The sequence below is a fragment of the Halomonas cibimaris genome (genome assembly GCF_055379665.1).
In genome coordinates this window covers 1,781,539-1,797,522 of sequence record NZ_AP043828.1, presented here as the reverse complement: position 1 = coordinate 1,797,522, position 15,984 = coordinate 1,781,539, and the positions used below count along the sequence as shown (strand labels likewise).

The window sequence follows — 15,984 nt, the reverse complement described above, 5'->3', positions numbered from 1 at the left end:
GCTGTTTCAGTCGTTGATCGGGCAGTAAAACATGGCCGCCGGCCGCATTGTAGCGGCCCGGGCGCGCGCTGTCCGCCTTTGTGCCCTGGCGCAGCCGGGCTTGGCCGGCTTGCGAGCCGGGCCTTTGCGCCATGATAATAGCCGGCCAGACAAGCGTATTTTCTACCCGGCACGGCCGGGCATACAACCCGAGGCCCACATGAACGCACAGCAACTGGTCGACGAACGCGGCGATCTATGGCTTGCCCTGGCGCCGCTGTGGCTGGACCGCGAGCCCGGCGAGCGCGACTACGCCATCATGGTCAGCACCATCGAACACCACGGCCTTAGCCTGCACCAGCTGGAGTGGATTTTTCGCCTGGAGCTGGCGCCGGTGATGTCGCGCCACCAGCTGTCGATCACCAGCGAATGGCGCCAGTTCGACGACTATCGCCTGATGAAACAGCTGGTGGGCCACAACCTGCGGCTGAAAGGCTGGCGGCGCAGGGGCTGGGCGCTGTTTTCCGGGCTGACCACCATGATGGTGCGCCATCGCTGGGCGGAGCTGATGAACCGGCTGCTGGTCGCCCGGGGCGAGCCGAGCTGAAGCGCTACGCCACCAGCCCCCAGGCCACGCGCAGCGCCAGGCCGATCAGTATCACGCCGGTGGCGCGATTGATCCACTGCGCGCGCAGGCGCAGCCACTCCAGCACCCCGGACTGCGACAGCGCCACCGCCACCAGCACATACCAGCCGGCATCGATGCTCATGGCGGTGGCGACGATGATCATCCGGGCCGCGGCACTCATCTCCGGGTGGACAAACTGGCTTAGCAGCGCGACGAAAAACAAAATCAGCTTGGGATTGGCCAGCGCCACCAGCACGCCCTCCCGGGCGGCCTGGCGCCGAGTGGTATAGGCTACGCCGGGGCTCAACGCCGCCGCTCGGCCGGCGCGCAGCGCCTTGAACCCAAGCCAGGCCAGATACCCGGCCCCGGCTACGGTAATGGCCTCGAACGCCAGCGGAAAGCGCGCCATCACCGCCCCCAGCCCCAGCACCGTGAGCAGCGCGTAAAGCCCTACGCCCAGCGCATGAAAAAGCCCCGCCACGACGCCCGGCCCGCGCCCGCCGCCCAGGGTATGGCGCAGCACCAGCGCCAGGCTCGGCCCCGGCGAGATCGCCCCGGCCGCGCAAACGGCGGCCAGCGAAAGCCACAGTGAAAACGCCATGTGTGCCTCCTGACAAAAAGCCCGCCGGCGGTTGCCGGCGGGCTGCTTTGTAGCCGTCAGTGCATGAAAAGCGCTTGAACGATCAGGCCTGCTTGGCGCGTACGCCCTGAACAATGCGCTCGCCGATGTCGGCGTCGATGCTGCGCCAGTAGTCGAACGCGCGCTCAAGCACCGGCTCGGTTACCCCGCCCAGCAGGTGGCCGACAACGTTGTTGACCAGCCGCTCTCTGGCCGGCTCGTCCATCACCTGGTTGATCAAGGCGTTGGCCTGGGCAAAATCGTCGTCGTCGGGGCGCAGGGTGTAGGCCGCGCGCACCATGTCACCGTCGGACTCCCAGGTCGCGTCGTCCGGGTAGCGCTCGCCGTCGGCCTGCGGGCCGCCCTTGGAGTTGGGCGCGTACACCGGGTCAGAGACGGTGTGCATCTGCATGGCGCCGTCCTTGCTGTAGCTGTTGACCGGCGACTTCGGCGCGTTGACCGGAATCTGCTTGTAGTTCACCCCCAGCCGGTGGCGGTGGGCATCGGCGTAGGAAAACACGCGGCCCAGCAGCATCTTGTCCGGGCTAAGGCCGATGCCCGGCACCAGGTTGTTGGGCTCAAACGCCGCCTGCTCGATCTGGGCATGGTTATCCACCGGGTTGGTGTCCAGCGTAAGCGTGCCCACCTTGATCAGCGGATAGTCGTCGTGGGGCCAGACCTTGGTCAGGTCGAACGGGTTAATCCGGTAGGTTTCGGCATCCTTGAACGGCATGATCTGCATGTACAGCGTCCAGCTGGGATGCTCGCCCCGCTCAATGGCGGTGTAGAGATCACGCATGTGGTAGTCGCCGTCTTCCCCGGCCAGGCGGTCGGCCTCTTCCTGGGTCAAGCATTCAATGCCCTGGTCGGTCTTGAAGTGGTATTTCACCCAGAACTTCTCGCCTTCAGCGTTCACCCACATGTAGGCGTGGCTGGAATAGCCGTTCATGTGCCGCCAGGTCTTGGGGATGCCCCGGTCGCCCATCAGCCAGGCCACCTGATGGGCCGACTCCGGCGACAGCGTCCAGAAATCCCACTGCATGTCGTGATCGCGCAGGTTGTTGTCGGCGCGGCGCTTTTGCGAGCGGATGAAGTGCTGAAACTTCATCGGATCACGGATGAAGAACACCGGCGTGTTGTTCCCCACCATGTCGTAGTTGCCTTCGGTGGTGTAGAACTTGATGGAAAAGCCGCGCGGATCGCGCCAGGTGTCGGGACTGCCGCGCTCGCCGGCCACGGTGGAAAAGCGCATCAGCACCTCGGTTTTGGTACCGGGCTGAAACACGGCGGCGCGGGTGTAGCGGCTAACGTCTTCCGTCACCTCAAAGCGGCCGAAGGCACCGCTGCCCTTGGCGTGGGGCTGGCGCTCGGGAATGCGCTCGCGGTTGAACTGGGCCATCTGCTCGATCAGGTAGTGATCGTGAAGCACGATGGGCCCGTTCGGCCCCACGGTCAGCGAATATTCGTCGCTGGCCACGGGAATCCCGGCATCGGTAGTGGTCGGCTTGCGATTGTCTTCGGACACGTTAGCGCCTCCTTGTGAGTCATTGTCGCCAGGCAGCCGGTTGCCGCTGCCATACCCACAGACTACTCTTTTCCCACCCAAAAGTGCGCTATCCTTTCGATAGCTGATAGCTAAAAACTTGCAGACACCTTCGACCGATAGCCCACAAGGCAGTTTGACAACGCCGACGCGCCTGCCTAGGCTCTATCTTCTCCTGGGGGAGCCCTGACGGGCTGAGAATCCGCCGCTTTTGCGCCGGTAACCCTTCGAACCTGATCCGGGTCATACCGGCGAAGGGAAGGAAAGCACACGCCGCCTCGCCTCTCCCTTGTCGTCTGCCAGACGCCCGCCCAAGACCCGGCCGCCACAAGGATAGAGGACCTATCACCATGCTGCTTGATCCTGTCTGGACGGCCCTTTGGCTGTTGTTCTGCGCCGCTGCCTTTGCCGTTCCCGGCCTGCTCTACGCTCGCCGCCAGCGCGACGACCTGGATACCTACATCGCCGCGCGCAATACCCAAAGCACCCGAGCCACGGTGAGCACCCTGCTGGCCACCACGCTGGGTACCTGGGTGCTGTTTGGCCCCGCCCAGGCGGCGACCTGGGGCGGCATCAGCGCGCTTCTGGGCTATGCCCTGGGTTCCTGCGTGCCCCGGCTGATCATGATCCCGCTGGGCCGACGCATGCGCGAGCTGATCCCCGAGGGCCACGGCCTGACCGAGTTTGTGATCCACCGCTACGGTCGCGTCATGTACGCCTTTACGCTCTCAATCATGCTGTTTTACCTGTTTATTTCCCTGGCCGCGAGCCTCACCGCCGTGGCCCGGATGGTTACCCTGCTCGCTCCCATTCCGCTGTGGCTCACCGCCGGCGTGGTGATGCTGGCCACGGTGCTTTACACCTTCTACGGCGGGCTTCGCGCCTCGATCTTTACCGACAAGGTGCAGATGGTGGTGATCCTGCCGCTGCTCGCGTGCCTTTTATTCTTTGGCTGGCAGGCCGCCGGCGGCGCAGCGCCAACCCTTGACGGGCTTGCCCAACACGCACCCCAGCTGCTGGACATGACCGACGCTGGCGGCGTACGCGCGGGGCTGACGTTCTTTATCGCCGTGGTGCTCACCGGGCTTTTCTACCAGGGCACCTGGCAGCGCATCTACGCGGCGAAAAACGTCCGGGTGCTGCGCAGAAGCTTCTGGATCAGCGGGCTGTTGAACCTGCCGATCATCGTCATGATGGGGCTTTTCGGGCTGGCCTTTGTGGGACTGGATCTGGAAGGCGACGGCTCGGTGGCACTGTTCAGCGTGCTGCTGGACAGCGTGCCGCTGTGGTTTGCGCTGGCGCTGATTCCGCTGGGGCTGGCGCTGGTGATGAGCAGCGCCGACTCCACCATCAACGCCACCTCAAGCATTATCGCCGTGGACATGCACCGGCTTTTGCCCCGGGCAAGCGAAGCCACGCTGATGCGCCTGGCCCGCTGGCTGATCGTCGCCGCCGCGGTGCCGATTACCTGGGTCGCCGCCCAGGGCTTCAGCGTGCTCTACCTCTTTCTGCTCGCCGATCTTTTGTGCTCGGCCGCGGCGTTCCCGGTGTTCTTCGGGCTGTTCAGCCGCCGCTACGACGGCCGCCACGCCGTGGTCAGCACCGCCTGCGGGCTGGTCGCGGGGCTTGTCGTCTTCCCCGCCCCGGGAGCCGGCACCGAGACGCTGCTGGAAAGCTTTTTGCTCGCCGCCCTGGTGCCGGTGGCCACCTCTGCGGTGCTGATGCGCGCGATGCCCGCCCGCGAGCACTACGACTTCGCCCAGCTGGCCACCCTGGTGCGCCGGTTTGGGCGGCAGTCGTGACGCACTAGATTGCGACACGCCTGACGCTACGTGTCACCGCGAGCGAAGCGTGGCGGTCTCCTTGCAGTGCCTCTGGCAAGAAACCCCGAGATTGCTTCGTTGCACTCGCAATAACACCGGGGCGAGTGCACTTTTCTCACTACCGTCGTCGCGAGGAGCGAAGCGACGTGGCGATCTCTTACTGTGCCGGTAGCAACCAACCCCGAGATTGCTTCGCTGCGCTCGCAATGACTCAGCGGGGTAAATGCTCACGTAACTATTCAGGTGGCGTCGGGTGAGACTCGCCAACCCGCTGTTCCTTCAGGCATAGTACCGTCATTCGACTCCCCCACCCAGCAGGCAACATGACCATCAGAGATATCAACGTCGACGAGGCCCTCGAGCGGGTCCGGCAGCAGCTCAAGGAAGACCGCACGGTCTCTCCTTCGCTGCGCGCCGCGATCGACGTCCTGATGCTGCTGGTCAAGCTGATGGCGGACCGGCTGGCGACCAGCAGCCGCAATAGCAGCAAGCCGCCGTCACAGGACCTCAACCGCCAACGCCGCTCCCGGGCAAAGGGCGAGCGTCGCCCCGGCGGGCAACCGGGTCACGAAGGCAGGACGCTGGAGCCGGTTACCGACCCGGATGAGGTCGTATCGTTGCGCGTCGATCGCCGCACTCTGCCCAACAAGGGGAGAGCGTATCACTCGGTCGGCGTTGAGAAGCGTCAGGTCCAGGACATCGTGATCCAGTCGGTGGTGACCGAGTACCAGGCCGAGGTGCTGGAGGATGATCGGGGCCAACGCCATGTAGCGCCGTTTCCCGACGGCGTGACCCGCCCGATCCAGTATGGCCCGCGTCTCAAGGCGCATGCCGTCTATCTCTCCCAATACCAGCTGCTGCCTTATGCGCGCATTCGGGAGCTGCTGACGTCGCAGTATGGCCTGTCACTGAGCACCGGCACCCTGTTTGCCTTCAACCAGGAGGCCTGCCGACGAGCCGAGCCCTTTGCCGAGTGGGTGATCCCGGCGCTACGTGAAGCGGCTACCGTGCATGCCGATGAAACCGGGATGCAGGTCGGTGGCAAGCGCTACTGGCTGCACTGCGCCTCGAATGAAGCCTTGACCTACCTGGCGCCTCATGCAAAGCGCGGCCAGGAGGCCATGGACGCCATCGGCATCCTGCCTTACGTCCAGGGAGTACTGGTGCATGATCATTGGAAGCCCTATTACCGCTACCACGATTGCCGGCACGCGCTGTGCAATGCCCATCACCTTCGCGAACTGACCGGCGTCCGGGACAACGACCAGCAAACCTGGGCGACGTCGCTGCATGATCGGCTGTTGGCCATGAATCGCGCCGTCGATGAGGCGGGAGGCTGCCTCCCGGCAGACGAGGCGCAGCGCTGGCGAGTTCGCTACCGGGACTGCCTGGCGGAGGGTGAGGCCGAATGTCCGCCACCGGCCAGGCCACCCCCCGGAACCCGTGGGCGCACCAGGCGCACCAAAGCGCGCAACCTGCTCGAACGCCTCCGGGCGTATGAGGATGACGTGCTGCGCTTCCTCGAGGATCCTGCCGTTCCCTTCACCAACAACCAGGGAGAGCGCGACCTGCGGATGACAAAGGTCCAGCAGAAGATCTCGGGCTGTTTCCGCTCGTGGGAAGGGGCGGAGATCTTCTGTCGGATGCGCAGTTTCCTCTCGACGGCCGTTAAACAGGGCCTGGCGGCGCACACGGCGCTGGAGCAACTGTTTGCCGGTGAGGTGCCTGCCTTCATGCGAGAGGACGAGCTGGATCAGGCAGCATGAGCTAAATAGTTACATGCTCACAATGACATAGGGGGCGTATGCACTTTTCCCACTACCGTCGTCGCGAGGAGCGAAGCGACGTGGCGATCTCTTACTGTGCCGGTAGCAACCAACCCCGAGATTGCTTCGCTGCGCTCGCAATGACCCAGCGGAGTAAGTGCTTGCAATGACACAGAACACAAAATCTCACGCCCCTGGGCGCTCCAGCCCCAAATGCCCGCGCAGAGTGCTTGCCGTATATTCCCGGCGGAAGAGCCCGCGCTTTTGCAGCACCGGCACCACCTGATCGACGAAGTCGTCGATGCTCGACGGCAGCGACGGCGGCATCAGATTGAAGCCGTCGGCGCCGCCCTGCTCCACCCAGCGCTGCATTTCGTCGGCGATGCTCTCCGGCGTGCCGATCATGGTGCAGTGCCCGCCGCCGGCGGCGAGCCGGCCGAGCAGCTGGCGAAGCGTGGGCTGCTCGCACTCGATAATGCGCAGAATGGTCGCGTAGCGCCCCTTGGGCCCGGTAAATTCCTCAAGCGGCGGCAGCTGGGGCATGGGGGCATCCAACTCCCAGTCGCTGCAATCCTGGCCGATGAAGGTGCCCAGCTGATGGAGCGAATCCGCCATGGGCAACAGCTCGTCAAGCTCGCGCTGGCGGGCGCGGGCCTCGTCCATGGTAGAGCCCACGTAAGTCACCAGCCCCGGCATGACCGGCACCGGCGACCGCCCGGCGGCGGCGACCCGCGCCTGGATATCGCGGTAATAATCCTGCGCCGATTCCAGATCGTAGGCCACGGCGTAGATCGCCTCGGCGTAGCGGGCGGCTAGGTCGCAGCCCTGGTCGGAGGCGCCCGCCTGAAACAGCACCGGCCGGCCCTGGGGCGAACGCGGCACGGTGAGCGGGCCGTCCACCAGGAAGTGCTCGCCGCGGTGGTTAATCGGCCGCACCTTGTCCGGATCGGCAAAGCTGCCGGCGCGGTCAAGACGCAGGGCGTCGTCGCCCCAGCTGTCCCACAGCGCCAGCAGCGTATCGGCAAACTCCTCGGCCCTGGCGTAGCGCTCGGCGTGGGGAGGCATGGCCGTATAGCCGTGGTTGCGCGCCTCAGTGTCGAACATTGAGGTGACCAGGTTCCAGCCCATGCGCCCGTCGGAAATATGGTCCAGCGAGGCGAGCAGCCTGGCGGCGTGAAACGGCGTATAGAAAGTGCTCGAAATCGTCGAGATCAGGCCAATATGCTCGGAGGCCCGGGCCATGGCGGAAAGCGCGGTCAAGGGCTCAAGAAACCACAGCGGCCCGCCGGCGACGTTGCCCGCGGCGTGGCCGTCGGCGAAGAAGACGGCGTCGAACCTGCCCCGCTCGGCGGTGCGCGCCAGCGCCTCGAAGTGGCGAATATCGCCCATTTTCTCGGCGGCGGACTGCGGGTGGCGCCAAGCGGCGCGGTGGTGGCCGCAGCCCATGATGAAAAGGTTCAGATGCATGGACATCAGTTTTTCACCAGTCCGCCGTCGACCACCAGATTCTGCCCGGTGACCGCCCGGCTCCAGGGCGAGGCGAACAGCAGCGCGGCGTCGGCAAACTCATCGGGGGTGACCACCCGGCGCAGCGGTGTGCTGGCGGCAATCAGGTCAAAGACCTCATCCGGCGTGGCGGCGGAGGCGTCGGTGGTGCGCAAAAGCCCGCCGGAAATCATGTTGACGGTGATGTTGTCAGGCCCCAGATCGTGGGCGAAGGTGCGCGTCAGCGAGAGCAGCGCGGCCTTGCCTGCGGTGTAGTCGTGGTACGGCACGATGGGGTTCTGGAAGAGGTTGGTGCCCACGTTGACCACGCGGCCAAAGCCCTGCTCGCGCATGCCGGCAAGGGCCGCCTGAATGACGTTGAGCGCACCCTGGTTCACCCCCCTGAACTGCTGCTCCAGGTGCTCCCAGGTGAGCGAATCGGCATCCGGGCGGCTGTCGCCGTTGAAGGAAAAATCCGGCAGCGCGTTGTTGATCACCGTCGTCACCGGCGCGCCGAAATGCCTGGCGGCGGCGTTAAACATGGCGTTAACGGCAGCGGCGTCGCAGACGTCGGCCTGGACCGCCAGCGCGCGGTCCGGCGCTTCCGCCGCCACGGCTTCGGCACCCGCAGCGCTGTTACGGTAGTTGATAACGACTCGGGCGCCGGTATTGAGGAAAGCGCGCGCCAGGCTTGCGCCAAGCCCGCGGCCGGCGCCGGTGACCAGCACAACCTGCTGCTCAAGCGGCAGCGCGACAGGAGAAGAAGCAGTACTCATCATGTAGCCCTTTTGGTGAAGTCCAGCACGACGAAGGGCGCACGCCGAGCGCTCGGCCGAGCACTGCGCTGACATCCCTTCGCCGGTATGAGCCGGATCAGGTTCGGCGGGTGTGGTCTCAGCCCCGCGTGTGGCGGGACACCCCGTGTCATCCAGGCCTGACCATAGCGCATCGGTCGGCGGCCAACAAGGCGCCGGCATGGCCTCGCCGTCGCTTGTGGCGTAAAATCAAGGGTCCTTTATGCCGTGCCGATCCCGGCCGCCGCGTTGAACCAACACAGGACTGCAACATGGGTAGGGCTTTTCAGAACCGCAAGGAATCCATGGCCAAAACGGCCGACGCCAAGACCAAGGTGTACAGCAAGTACGGGCGCGAGATTTACGTCTGCGCCAAGTCCGGCGGCCCCGACCCTCACAGCAACCTGGCGCTGCGTGCCCTTCTCGACCGCGCCAAGAAGGACCAGGTGCCCGCCCACGTCATCGACAAGGCGCTGGACAAAGCCGCCGGCGCCGGCGGCGAGGATTTTTCCCCGGCGCGCTACGAAGGCTTCGGCCCGGGCAATGCGATGCTCATCATCGAGTGCCTGACCGACAACGCCAATCGCACCATCGGCGACGTTCGCGGCTGTTTCACCAAGGCCAAGAGCAAGATCGGCACGCCGGGCAGCGTCAGCCACCTGTTTGACCACTGCGCGATTTTCGCCTTCGCCGGCGAGGACGAAGAGGCCGTGCTGGAAGCATTGATGGCAGCCGACGTCGACGTTACCGACATCGAGTGCGAAGACGGGCAGATTACCGTCTTTGCCCCGCACACCGAATATGCCCAGGCGCGCCAGGCGCTGGTGGACGCCTTCGGCGAGCTGGACTTCGAAGCCGACGATATCCAGTTTTTGCCCCAGACCACCACGCCGGTGGAGGGCGACGACGTGGCGGCGCTGGAAAAGCTGCTGGCGATGCTCCACGACCTCGACGACGTGCAAAATATCTACCACAACGCCGAATTTCCCGAGGATGACGACGCGAGCGCCAGGGCCTAAGCGCTTTCCTCACTGCCTCGCTCTTCTTCGCCCTGGCCATTTTCATCCAGGCCGATAAATCCGCCCGACTGGTGCTTCCACAGGCGGGCGTAGATACCGCCTTTGGCCAGCAGCTCGCTGTGGGTGCCGGCCTCGACAATGCGCCCCTCGTCCACTACCAGCAGCCGATCGAGCATGGCGATCGTGGATAGCCGATGGGCAATGGCGATCACCGTCTTGCCCTGCATCAGGTGCTCGAGCTGTTCCTGGATCGCCGCCTCGACCTCGGAGTCCAGCGCCGAGGTGGCTTCATCCAGCACCAAAAGCGGCGCATTCTTCAACAGCACCCGAGCAATGGCGATGCGCTGACGCTGGCCGCCGGAAAGCTTCACCCCGCGCTCGCCAACGTGGGCATCCAGCCCGCGGCGCCCCTGGGGATCCACCAGATCATCGATGAACTCGTCGGCGTGGGCCTGGCGCACGGCGGCCCAGACGGCCTCGTCGCTGGCCTCGGGGCTGCCGTAGCGGATGTTGTCGCGCAGCGAGCGGTGCAGAAGCGACGTGTCCTGGGTGACCATGCCGATCTGGTGGCGCAGCGAGGACTGGGTGACCTCGGCAATGTTCTGCCCGTCGATGCGGATCGCCCCGCCCTGAAGATCAAAAAAGCGCAGCAGCAGGTTGGCAAGCGTCGACTTGCCCGCGCCGGAGCGGCCAATGAGCCCGACTTTCTCCCCCGAGGCAATGGTCAGATCCAGCCCGTCGAACACCGCCTTGTAGTCGCCGTCCGCCTCGACGTAGCCAAAGTGCAGGTCCTCAAAGCGGATTTCGCCTCGGGGTACGGCAAGCTCGCCCGCATCGGGCGCGTCCTGAACCTGGGGCGTATTGGCAATGGTGTTCATGCCGTCCTGGACGGTACCGATGTTTTCAAACAGCCGGGCGACTTCGTCCAGAATCCAGTCGGACATAAAGCGCACGCGCATCACTAGGGCAATGGCAATGGCCAGCACCCCCAGCGAGATAACCTGAGTATACCAGGCCACCAGCACCGTCGCCGCCATACCCACCAGCAGCAGCGTATTAAGCAGCGTCAAGCACACGCTCAAAAGCGTCACCAGGCGCATCTGGCCGTGCACCGTGGACATGAAGCCCCGCATGGCTTCCCGGGCGTAGTTCTGCTCGTGGCGGGTATCGGCAAAGAGCTTGATGGTCTGGATGTTGCTGTAGCTGTCCACTACTCGGCCGGTCATCTGCGCCCGGGCGTTGGCCTGGGCCATGGAGACCTGACGCAGGCGCGGAACGAAAAAACGCATGATCGCCAGATATCCCACCAGCCACGCCAGCAGCGGCACGGCAAGCCAGACGTCGGCCTGAAACAGCAATACCGCCGCGCCGGCAAAATAAACAATGGCGTAGACCAGCAGGTCCATCACCTTGGTCACGGTTTCGCGCATGGCAAGTGCGGTTTGCATCACCTTCTGCGACACCCGCCCGGCAAACTCGTCCTGATAGAACGCCAGGCTCTGGCTGAGCATGTGGCGGTGGGAAATCCAGCGCCCGATCATCGGGTAGTTGCCGAAAATGCTCTGATTGGTCACAAGCGACTGCAAAAGCACCAGAAGCGGCAGCCCGATCAGCACCAAAAACCCGACGCCGATCAGCGTAAGCCCGTGGGCCTGCCAGAAACCCTCGCGCTCAACGCCTGAAAGCCAGTCCACCAGCTCGCCCATGTAGTGGAAAAACACCACCTCGGAGGCCGACACCAGCGCGGTGGCCAGCGACATCCACAGCAGCATGGGTAGCAAAGGGCGGGAAAAGTGCCAGAGAAACGGCAACAGCCCGCGCGGCGGCGTGGCCACATTGCCTTCAGGATACGGATAGATGCGCGTTTCAAAATAGTCAAACAGCGGCTGCAACACACGCCTGAACATGGGCTCTCCTGTGGAAAATAAACGCTCGTCCCGGCGGCTAGTCGAACACGCCCGGGTAGCGCCGTCTGGCGCGGTACAGGCGATAAACGGTAACGGCGTTGGTCACGATAATCATCATTTCGGCCAGCGCCCCGCCAACCGACCCCACGATGAGGTGGCTAAGCGTCCAGGCCACCGCCGCCAGCCCCAAAAAGACGCGCATGGGGATATCGCGAAGCAAAAACATGCCCACCGTGCCCAGCACCATGGCCGCCACGGCAGGCAGGTCGGCCCAGCCTTGCCAGGTGAGCACGGCGGCTAAGAGGCTTGCCGTCAGCACAGCGGCCATAACGGCTGTGTTGCGCGGATAGCGGCGGGCAAGCGCAATGCGCACAAGCACCAGCAGCGAAAGTGCCGCCGCCGTCCAGCTCTGAAACACGGCAAACTGCAGCGCAAAGGCTACGTTGGCTGCAAGCAGCAGCACCATCAGCCGGTCGTCCCGGCGGCTGGAAAAAGCCAGCACGCTAAGTAGCAGCGCTGTCAGGCCAAAGAACTGGCCGGCAACCGTGCTCAGAGTGTCATACATGAAACCGCGTACTCCTTATAGCGCTACCGGAATTCGTCGTCTTCATCATCGCCGCGCAGGCGCGCCAAACGCTCGGCCTCTTCCTCTTTGGCGTCGTCGATCACGTCCAGCACTTCCTCAACGTCGGCCAGGTGGGTGGCAAAGGTGAACTCGCCGGTCAGCACGGCCTCGGGGTGCAGCTCGCCTGACTCGTACAGCGCCCAGATTTCCTCGGCGTAGTAGGTCTCGGCAAGCTCCGGGGCCGTGCGGGCAAAGTAGCCGCGCATGTTGTTCACGTCGCGCTTGAACATGGCTTCGGCGCTGTTGTTGCCGGCGGCGTCTACCGCCTGGGGCAGGTCGATAATCACCGGCCCCTGGGCGTCTTCGAGCACGTTAAACTCGGACAGATCGCCGTGAATCAGCCCGGCGCAGAGCATCCTGACCACGTCGCGCAGAACGCTCTGGTAATAGGCTCGGGCGGTGTCGGGGTCAAGCGCCACGTCGTCAAGCCTGGGCGCAACGTTGCCCTCGGCGTCCGTGATCATGTCCATCAGCAGCACACCGTCGACAAAACCGTGGGGCTGGGGCACGCGAACGCCGGCAGCGGCCAACCGGTAGAGCGCGTCCACCTCGGCGGTGAGCCAGGCCTGTTCCTGCTGCTGCTGGCCGTAGCGGGTCTTTTTGGCCATGGCCCGGGCGCGGCGGCTGTTGCGCTCCCGGCGGCCTTCCTGATACTGCACCGCCTGCTTGAAGCTGCGTTTTTTGGCTTCTTTAAATACCTTGGCGCAGCGCCGCTCGTCGCCGCAGCGCACCACGTACACCTGGGCTTCCTTGCCGCTCATCAGCTGCTGCTCGACTGCGCTGATCAGGCCGTCGTCGATCAGCGGCTGGAGTCGTTTGGGAATTTTCATGAATCGGTCAGTGTCTCCCAGGTTCTATTGAGTCACGCGGCGCACGCGGACGTTACGCCCCTTGAGCCTGTCGCGTTCAAGCTTGGCCAGCGCCTGCCTGGCTGCGCCACGCGCGACCGCCACATAGGCGCTGCGGGCAAGCACCTTGATCTTGCCCACCTGATCGCCGGCAATGCCGCCGTCGCCGGTGAGCGCGCCGAGAATATCCCCCGGGCGCAGCTTGTCCTTTTTGCCCGCGCCCAGCTGCAGCGTGGCCATGGGCGCGGCAAGCGGCGTGGTGTCCGCCACCTCCGGCAGCGGTTCCGGCTCGTATTCCTCGCCCTGCTGCTCGCTTAGCTGCAGCAGACGAAAGCGCTCCTTCTCGCTGATCAGCGTGCAGGCCACGCCCTGCTTGCCGGCGCGGCCGGTGCGCCCTACCCGGTGGGTGTGAACGTCCAGCTCGTGGGCAACGCCTAAGCTAAACACGGCGTCGACGCCGTCGATGTCCAGCCCCCGGGCGGCGACGTCGGTGGCCACCAAAAGCGTAACGCTTTGGTTGGCAAACATCACCAGAATGCGCTCGCGGTCCTTTTGTTCGAGATCGCCGTTGAGCGCCAGCGCCTGCATGCCCGCGGCGTTCAAGTCGTCCGCCACGGCGTGGGTGTCGCGCTTGGTATGGCAAAACACCACGCCGCTTGCCGGCCGGTAGTACAGCAGCAGCCGGCGCAGCGCGGCCAGGCGCGCCGCTTCGTCCGCCACCACATAAAAGTGCTGCTCGATGGTCGCATCATTGTGGGTGTCTTCCACCCGCACGATATGCGGCTCGTGCAGCAGCCCCCGGGTAAAGCCGGCCAGCCCGCCCTCGGCCGCCTCAGCCGGATAGGTAGCGCTGAACAGCAGCGTCTGCCGGCGCGACGGCGTTTGCGCGGCGATATCGTCAATCGCGGCCTGAAAGCCCATGTCCAGCATGCGGTCGGCTTCGTCCAGCACCAGCGTGGCCAGCCCGCCAAGGTGCAGCGTGCCGCGGCGCAGGTGGTCTTCCACCCGGCCGGGCGTGCCCACCACGATGTGCGCGCCGTGCTCCAGTGAGGCCAGCTGGGGGCCAAAGGGTGCGCCGCCGCAAAGCGTGAGCACCTTGACGTTGGCCAGCCGGCGGGCAAGGGCGCGCAGCGCCTCGGCTACCTGATCGGCAAGCTCCCGGGTGGGGCACAGCACCAGCCCCTGAATCCGGGAGGATGCCAGATCCAACCGCGCCAAAAGCGAAAGGCCGAAGGCGGCGGTTTTGCCCGAGCCGGTTTGCGCCTGGGCCAGCACGTCGCGGCCTTCAAGGGCGGCGGGCAGCGCGCGCGACTGCACCGGCGTCATGGCGCGATAGCCAAGCGAATCGAGATTCGCCAGCAAAGCGTCGGGCAGGGCCAGACGCGAAAAGGAAGTGGTTGACAAGGGAATACCTGAAAAAGGACAGCTGAAGAAGGGAGCGGCTGCCGCCAAAACGGCCCGCCGCCAATACCTGCAGTTTACCAGAAAAGCCCGCGGCTACACGGCCAGCGGCACAAAATCAGCGGCCGTCAGCGCGGCCAGGTCCGCCGGCGCCAGTGCGATATCCAGACCGCGCCGGCCGGCGCTGACGTAGATTGCACCCAGCGCCTCGGCGGAGGCGTCGATAAACGTCGGCAGGCGCTTTTTCTGCCCCAGCGGGCTCACCCCGCCCAGCACGTAGCCGGTGGCGCGCTCCACCTCCTCCGGCGCGGCCATGGCGGCCTTTTTTGCCCCCGCCGCCCGGGCGATCTGCTTTAGGCCAAGCCGGCGTTCTACCGGCACGATGCCTACCGCAAGGCGCTTGCCGTCAAGGCTTGCCACCAGCGTTTTGAAAATCTGCTCGGGGGCAACGCCCAGCTTCTCGGCGGCTTCAAGGCCGTAGGACGAAACGCCTGGCTCATGAACGTAGGTGTGCGTTGTAAACGCGATGCCCGCCTTTCTGGCGGCGTCAACGGCCGGTGTCATCGTCGCCTCCTTGTTCATCCGGGCGGTGCCAGGGGTGTTCTGCCCCCAGGGTATCCGCCGCCCAGGCACGGCGGCGGCCCATCGGTTTTTCGCGGCCCACGGTGGTATCTCGGCACGTCTGGCGCTCCAGCTGGGCGTTGACCTCAGCCCCGAGCAGCACCACGTAGGCGGACAGCCAGAACCACAGCATCAGCACCACCACCGCGCCCAGCGAACCGTAAAGCTCGCTGAAGCGGGAAAAATAGCGCGCATACAGCGAAAGCCCGCCGGAGCCTAAAAGCCACAGCACCGTTGCCAGCAGCGTACCCACGCTCAGCCACTGCCAGCGCGGCGCCCGACGGTACGGCGCAAAGCGGTACAGCAGGGCAATCAGCAGGCTCATGACCACCAGCAGCACCGGCCAGCGCAGCCAGTACAGCAGCCGCTCCACCAGCGATGACAGCGGCATATACGTCACGGCAAACGGTATCAGCGCGATAAATCCCAGGGTCACCAGGGTCATCGCCAAAAGCCCCAGCGTCAGCGCCATGACCATGGCGCCGTGGCGCATTCGGCTGCGATAGTCGCCTTCGCCGTATACCGCGTTAAGCCCGGTAATCAGCCCGCGTACGCCCTTGGTCGCCACGGCCATGGCAATTATTCCGCTGATTAGGGCGGCAACGCCGCTGCGCTGCTCTGCGGTTTCGGCCACCTTTTGCGCCTGGCGGGCAATCAGCCCGGCGGCATCCGGCGGCATAAAGCGGCTAAGCTCGCGCAGCTGCTGGCCGGCCTCGTAGGGATCAAACAAAAGCCCGCCGATGGAAACCACCGCGGCAATGGCGGGAAACAGCGCCAGCAGCGCATAAAACGCCACGCCCGCCGCCAGCAGCGTAATGCGATGCTGGCCGGCTTCGCGGTAGACACGCCAGGCGACATCGCGCCAGCCGCGCTGCGGTATCTGCTCGGGGTGCCAAGCGCTGCGCCCTCGCCGCATGCTCTTCACC

At 65.0% G+C, this 15,984-nt stretch carries 14 protein-coding genes and 2 riboswitches; of the genes, 4 read left to right on the top strand and 10 right to left on the bottom strand.

The window, feature by feature from the left end; all coding sequences use genetic code 11:
* The first annotated feature begins 199 nt into the window (after positions 1-199).
* Positions 200-586, top strand: a complete 387-nt coding sequence (locus tag ACZ415_RS08330) for a DUF7079 family protein (protein ID WP_344701555.1) — start codon at positions 200-202, stop codon at positions 584-586.
* A gap of 4 nt (positions 587-590) precedes the next feature.
* Here ACZ415_RS08330 and ACZ415_RS08325 read toward each other — a convergent pair whose 3' ends face one another.
* Together ACZ415_RS08325 and ACZ415_RS08320 are read right to left on the bottom strand one after the other, a co-directional pair.
* Positions 591-1,208 carry a LysE family translocator gene (locus ACZ415_RS08325; protein WP_344701557.1) on the bottom strand — a complete coding sequence of 206 codons (618 nt, stop codon included), beginning with the start codon at positions 1,206-1,208 and terminating at the stop codon, positions 591-593.
* A gap of 82 nt (positions 1,209-1,290) precedes the next feature.
* Positions 1,291-2,751, bottom strand: a complete 1,461-nt coding sequence (locus tag ACZ415_RS08320) for a catalase (RefSeq protein WP_344701559.1) — start codon at positions 2,749-2,751, stop codon at positions 1,291-1,293.
* Between the two features lie 185 nt (positions 2,752-2,936).
* Positions 2,937-3,046: riboswitch (TPP riboswitch) on the top strand.
* Between the two features lie 73 nt (positions 3,047-3,119).
* Here ACZ415_RS08320 and ACZ415_RS08315 point away from each other — a divergent pair.
* Positions 3,120-4,571 (top strand): sodium:solute symporter family protein, encoded by a 1,452-nt coding sequence (locus ACZ415_RS08315; RefSeq protein WP_344701561.1) that lies wholly within the window; start codon positions 3,120-3,122, stop codon positions 4,569-4,571.
* Between the two features lie 344 nt (positions 4,572-4,915).
* Positions 4,916-6,358, top strand: a complete 1,443-nt coding sequence (gene tnpC / locus ACZ415_RS08310; protein ID WP_464387713.1) for an IS66 family transposase — start codon at positions 4,916-4,918, stop codon at positions 6,356-6,358.
* Positions 6,359-6,544: 186 nt separating this feature from the next.
* Here tnpC and ACZ415_RS08305 read toward each other — a convergent pair whose 3' ends face one another.
* Both ACZ415_RS08305 and ACZ415_RS08300 read right to left on the bottom strand, forming a co-directional pair.
* On the bottom strand, positions 6,545-7,831 hold the full coding sequence (locus ACZ415_RS08305; protein WP_344703483.1) for an LLM class flavin-dependent oxidoreductase: 1,287 nt from the start codon (positions 7,829-7,831) through the stop codon (positions 6,545-6,547).
* Positions 7,831-8,619, bottom strand: a complete 789-nt coding sequence (locus tag ACZ415_RS08300; protein ID WP_344703481.1) for a 3-oxoacyl-ACP reductase — start codon at positions 8,617-8,619, stop codon at positions 7,831-7,833. Before ACZ415_RS08300 ends, ACZ415_RS08305 begins: the two co-directional genes overlap by 1 nt.
* Before the next feature lie 57 nt (positions 8,620-8,676).
* A riboswitch (TPP riboswitch) is annotated at positions 8,677-8,775 on the bottom strand.
* Between the two features lie 134 nt (positions 8,776-8,909).
* Here ACZ415_RS08300 and ACZ415_RS08295 point away from each other — a divergent pair.
* Positions 8,910-9,656, top strand: a complete 747-nt coding sequence (locus ACZ415_RS08295) for a YebC/PmpR family DNA-binding transcriptional regulator (protein ID WP_344703479.1) — start codon at positions 8,910-8,912, stop codon at positions 9,654-9,656.
* On the opposite strand, the gene ACZ415_RS08290 is transcribed toward ACZ415_RS08295, so the two are convergent.
* The 6 genes from ACZ415_RS08290 to ACZ415_RS08265 all read right to left on the bottom strand — a co-directional run bounded on the left by ACZ415_RS08290 (position 9,653) and on the right by ACZ415_RS08265 (position 15,974).
* Entirely contained in the window at positions 9,653-11,563 is a 1,911-nt protein-coding gene (locus ACZ415_RS08290; RefSeq protein ID WP_344703477.1) for an ABC transporter ATP-binding protein, read from the bottom strand. The two genes, ACZ415_RS08295 and ACZ415_RS08290, sit on opposite strands and share 4 nt — an antisense overlap.
* A 37-nt stretch (positions 11,564-11,600) precedes the next feature.
* Positions 11,601-12,128: a YgjV family protein gene (locus tag ACZ415_RS08285; RefSeq protein ID WP_344703475.1), complete on the bottom strand. Its 528-nt coding sequence runs from the start codon at positions 12,126-12,128 to the stop codon at positions 11,601-11,603.
* A 23-nt stretch (positions 12,129-12,151) separates the two neighbouring features.
* Positions 12,152-13,018: a PA4780 family RIO1-like protein kinase gene (locus tag ACZ415_RS08280; protein ID WP_344703473.1), complete on the bottom strand. Its 867-nt coding sequence runs from the start codon at positions 13,016-13,018 to the stop codon at positions 12,152-12,154.
* 24 nt (positions 13,019-13,042) lie between these two features.
* Complete coding sequence (dbpA, locus tag ACZ415_RS08275; protein ID WP_344703471.1) at positions 13,043-14,440, bottom strand: ATP-dependent RNA helicase DbpA; 1,398 nt, start codon at positions 14,438-14,440, stop codon at positions 13,043-13,045.
* Between the two features lie 93 nt (positions 14,441-14,533).
* On the bottom strand, positions 14,534-15,001 hold the full coding sequence (ybaK, locus tag ACZ415_RS08270) for a Cys-tRNA(Pro) deacylase (protein WP_344703469.1): 468 nt from the start codon (positions 14,999-15,001) through the stop codon (positions 14,534-14,536).
* Complete coding sequence (locus ACZ415_RS08265) at positions 14,985-15,974, bottom strand: YihY/virulence factor BrkB family protein (protein WP_344703467.1); 990 nt, start codon at positions 15,972-15,974, stop codon at positions 14,985-14,987. Before ACZ415_RS08265 ends, ybaK begins: the two co-directional genes overlap by 17 nt.
* Between the last annotated feature and the right edge of the window lie 10 nt (positions 15,975-15,984).

Coding starts and splice junctions, on each gene's coding strand:
- ACZ415_RS08330 (WP_344701555.1), top strand. CDS start 200: ATGAACGCACAGCAACTGGTCGACGAACGCGGCGATCTATGGCTTGCC.
- ACZ415_RS08325 (WP_344701557.1), bottom strand. CDS start 1,208: ATGGCGTTTTCACTGTGGCTTTCGCTGGCCGCCGTTTGCGCGGCCGGG.
- ACZ415_RS08315 (WP_344701561.1), top strand. CDS start 3,120: ATGCTGCTTGATCCTGTCTGGACGGCCCTTTGGCTGTTGTTCTGCGCC.
- tnpC (WP_464387713.1), top strand. CDS start 4,916: ATGACCATCAGAGATATCAACGTCGACGAGGCCCTCGAGCGGGTCCGG.
- ACZ415_RS08305 (WP_344703483.1), bottom strand. CDS start 7,831: ATGTCCATGCATCTGAACCTTTTCATCATGGGCTGCGGCCACCACCGC.
- ACZ415_RS08300 (WP_344703481.1), bottom strand. CDS start 8,619: ATGAGTACTGCTTCTTCTCCTGTCGCGCTGCCGCTTGAGCAGCAGGTT.
- ACZ415_RS08295 (WP_344703479.1), top strand. CDS start 8,910: ATGGGTAGGGCTTTTCAGAACCGCAAGGAATCCATGGCCAAAACGGCC.
- ACZ415_RS08290 (WP_344703477.1), bottom strand. CDS start 11,563: ATGTTCAGGCGTGTGTTGCAGCCGCTGTTTGACTATTTTGAAACGCGC.
- ACZ415_RS08285 (WP_344703475.1), bottom strand. CDS start 12,128: ATGTATGACACTCTGAGCACGGTTGCCGGCCAGTTCTTTGGCCTGACA.
- ACZ415_RS08280 (WP_344703473.1), bottom strand. CDS start 13,018: ATGAAAATTCCCAAACGACTCCAGCCGCTGATCGACGACGGCCTGATC.
- ybaK (WP_344703469.1), bottom strand. CDS start 15,001: ATGACACCGGCCGTTGACGCCGCCAGAAAGGCGGGCATCGCGTTTACA.
- ACZ415_RS08265 (WP_344703467.1), bottom strand. CDS start 15,974: ATGCGGCGAGGGCGCAGCGCTTGGCACCCCGAGCAGATACCGCAGCGC.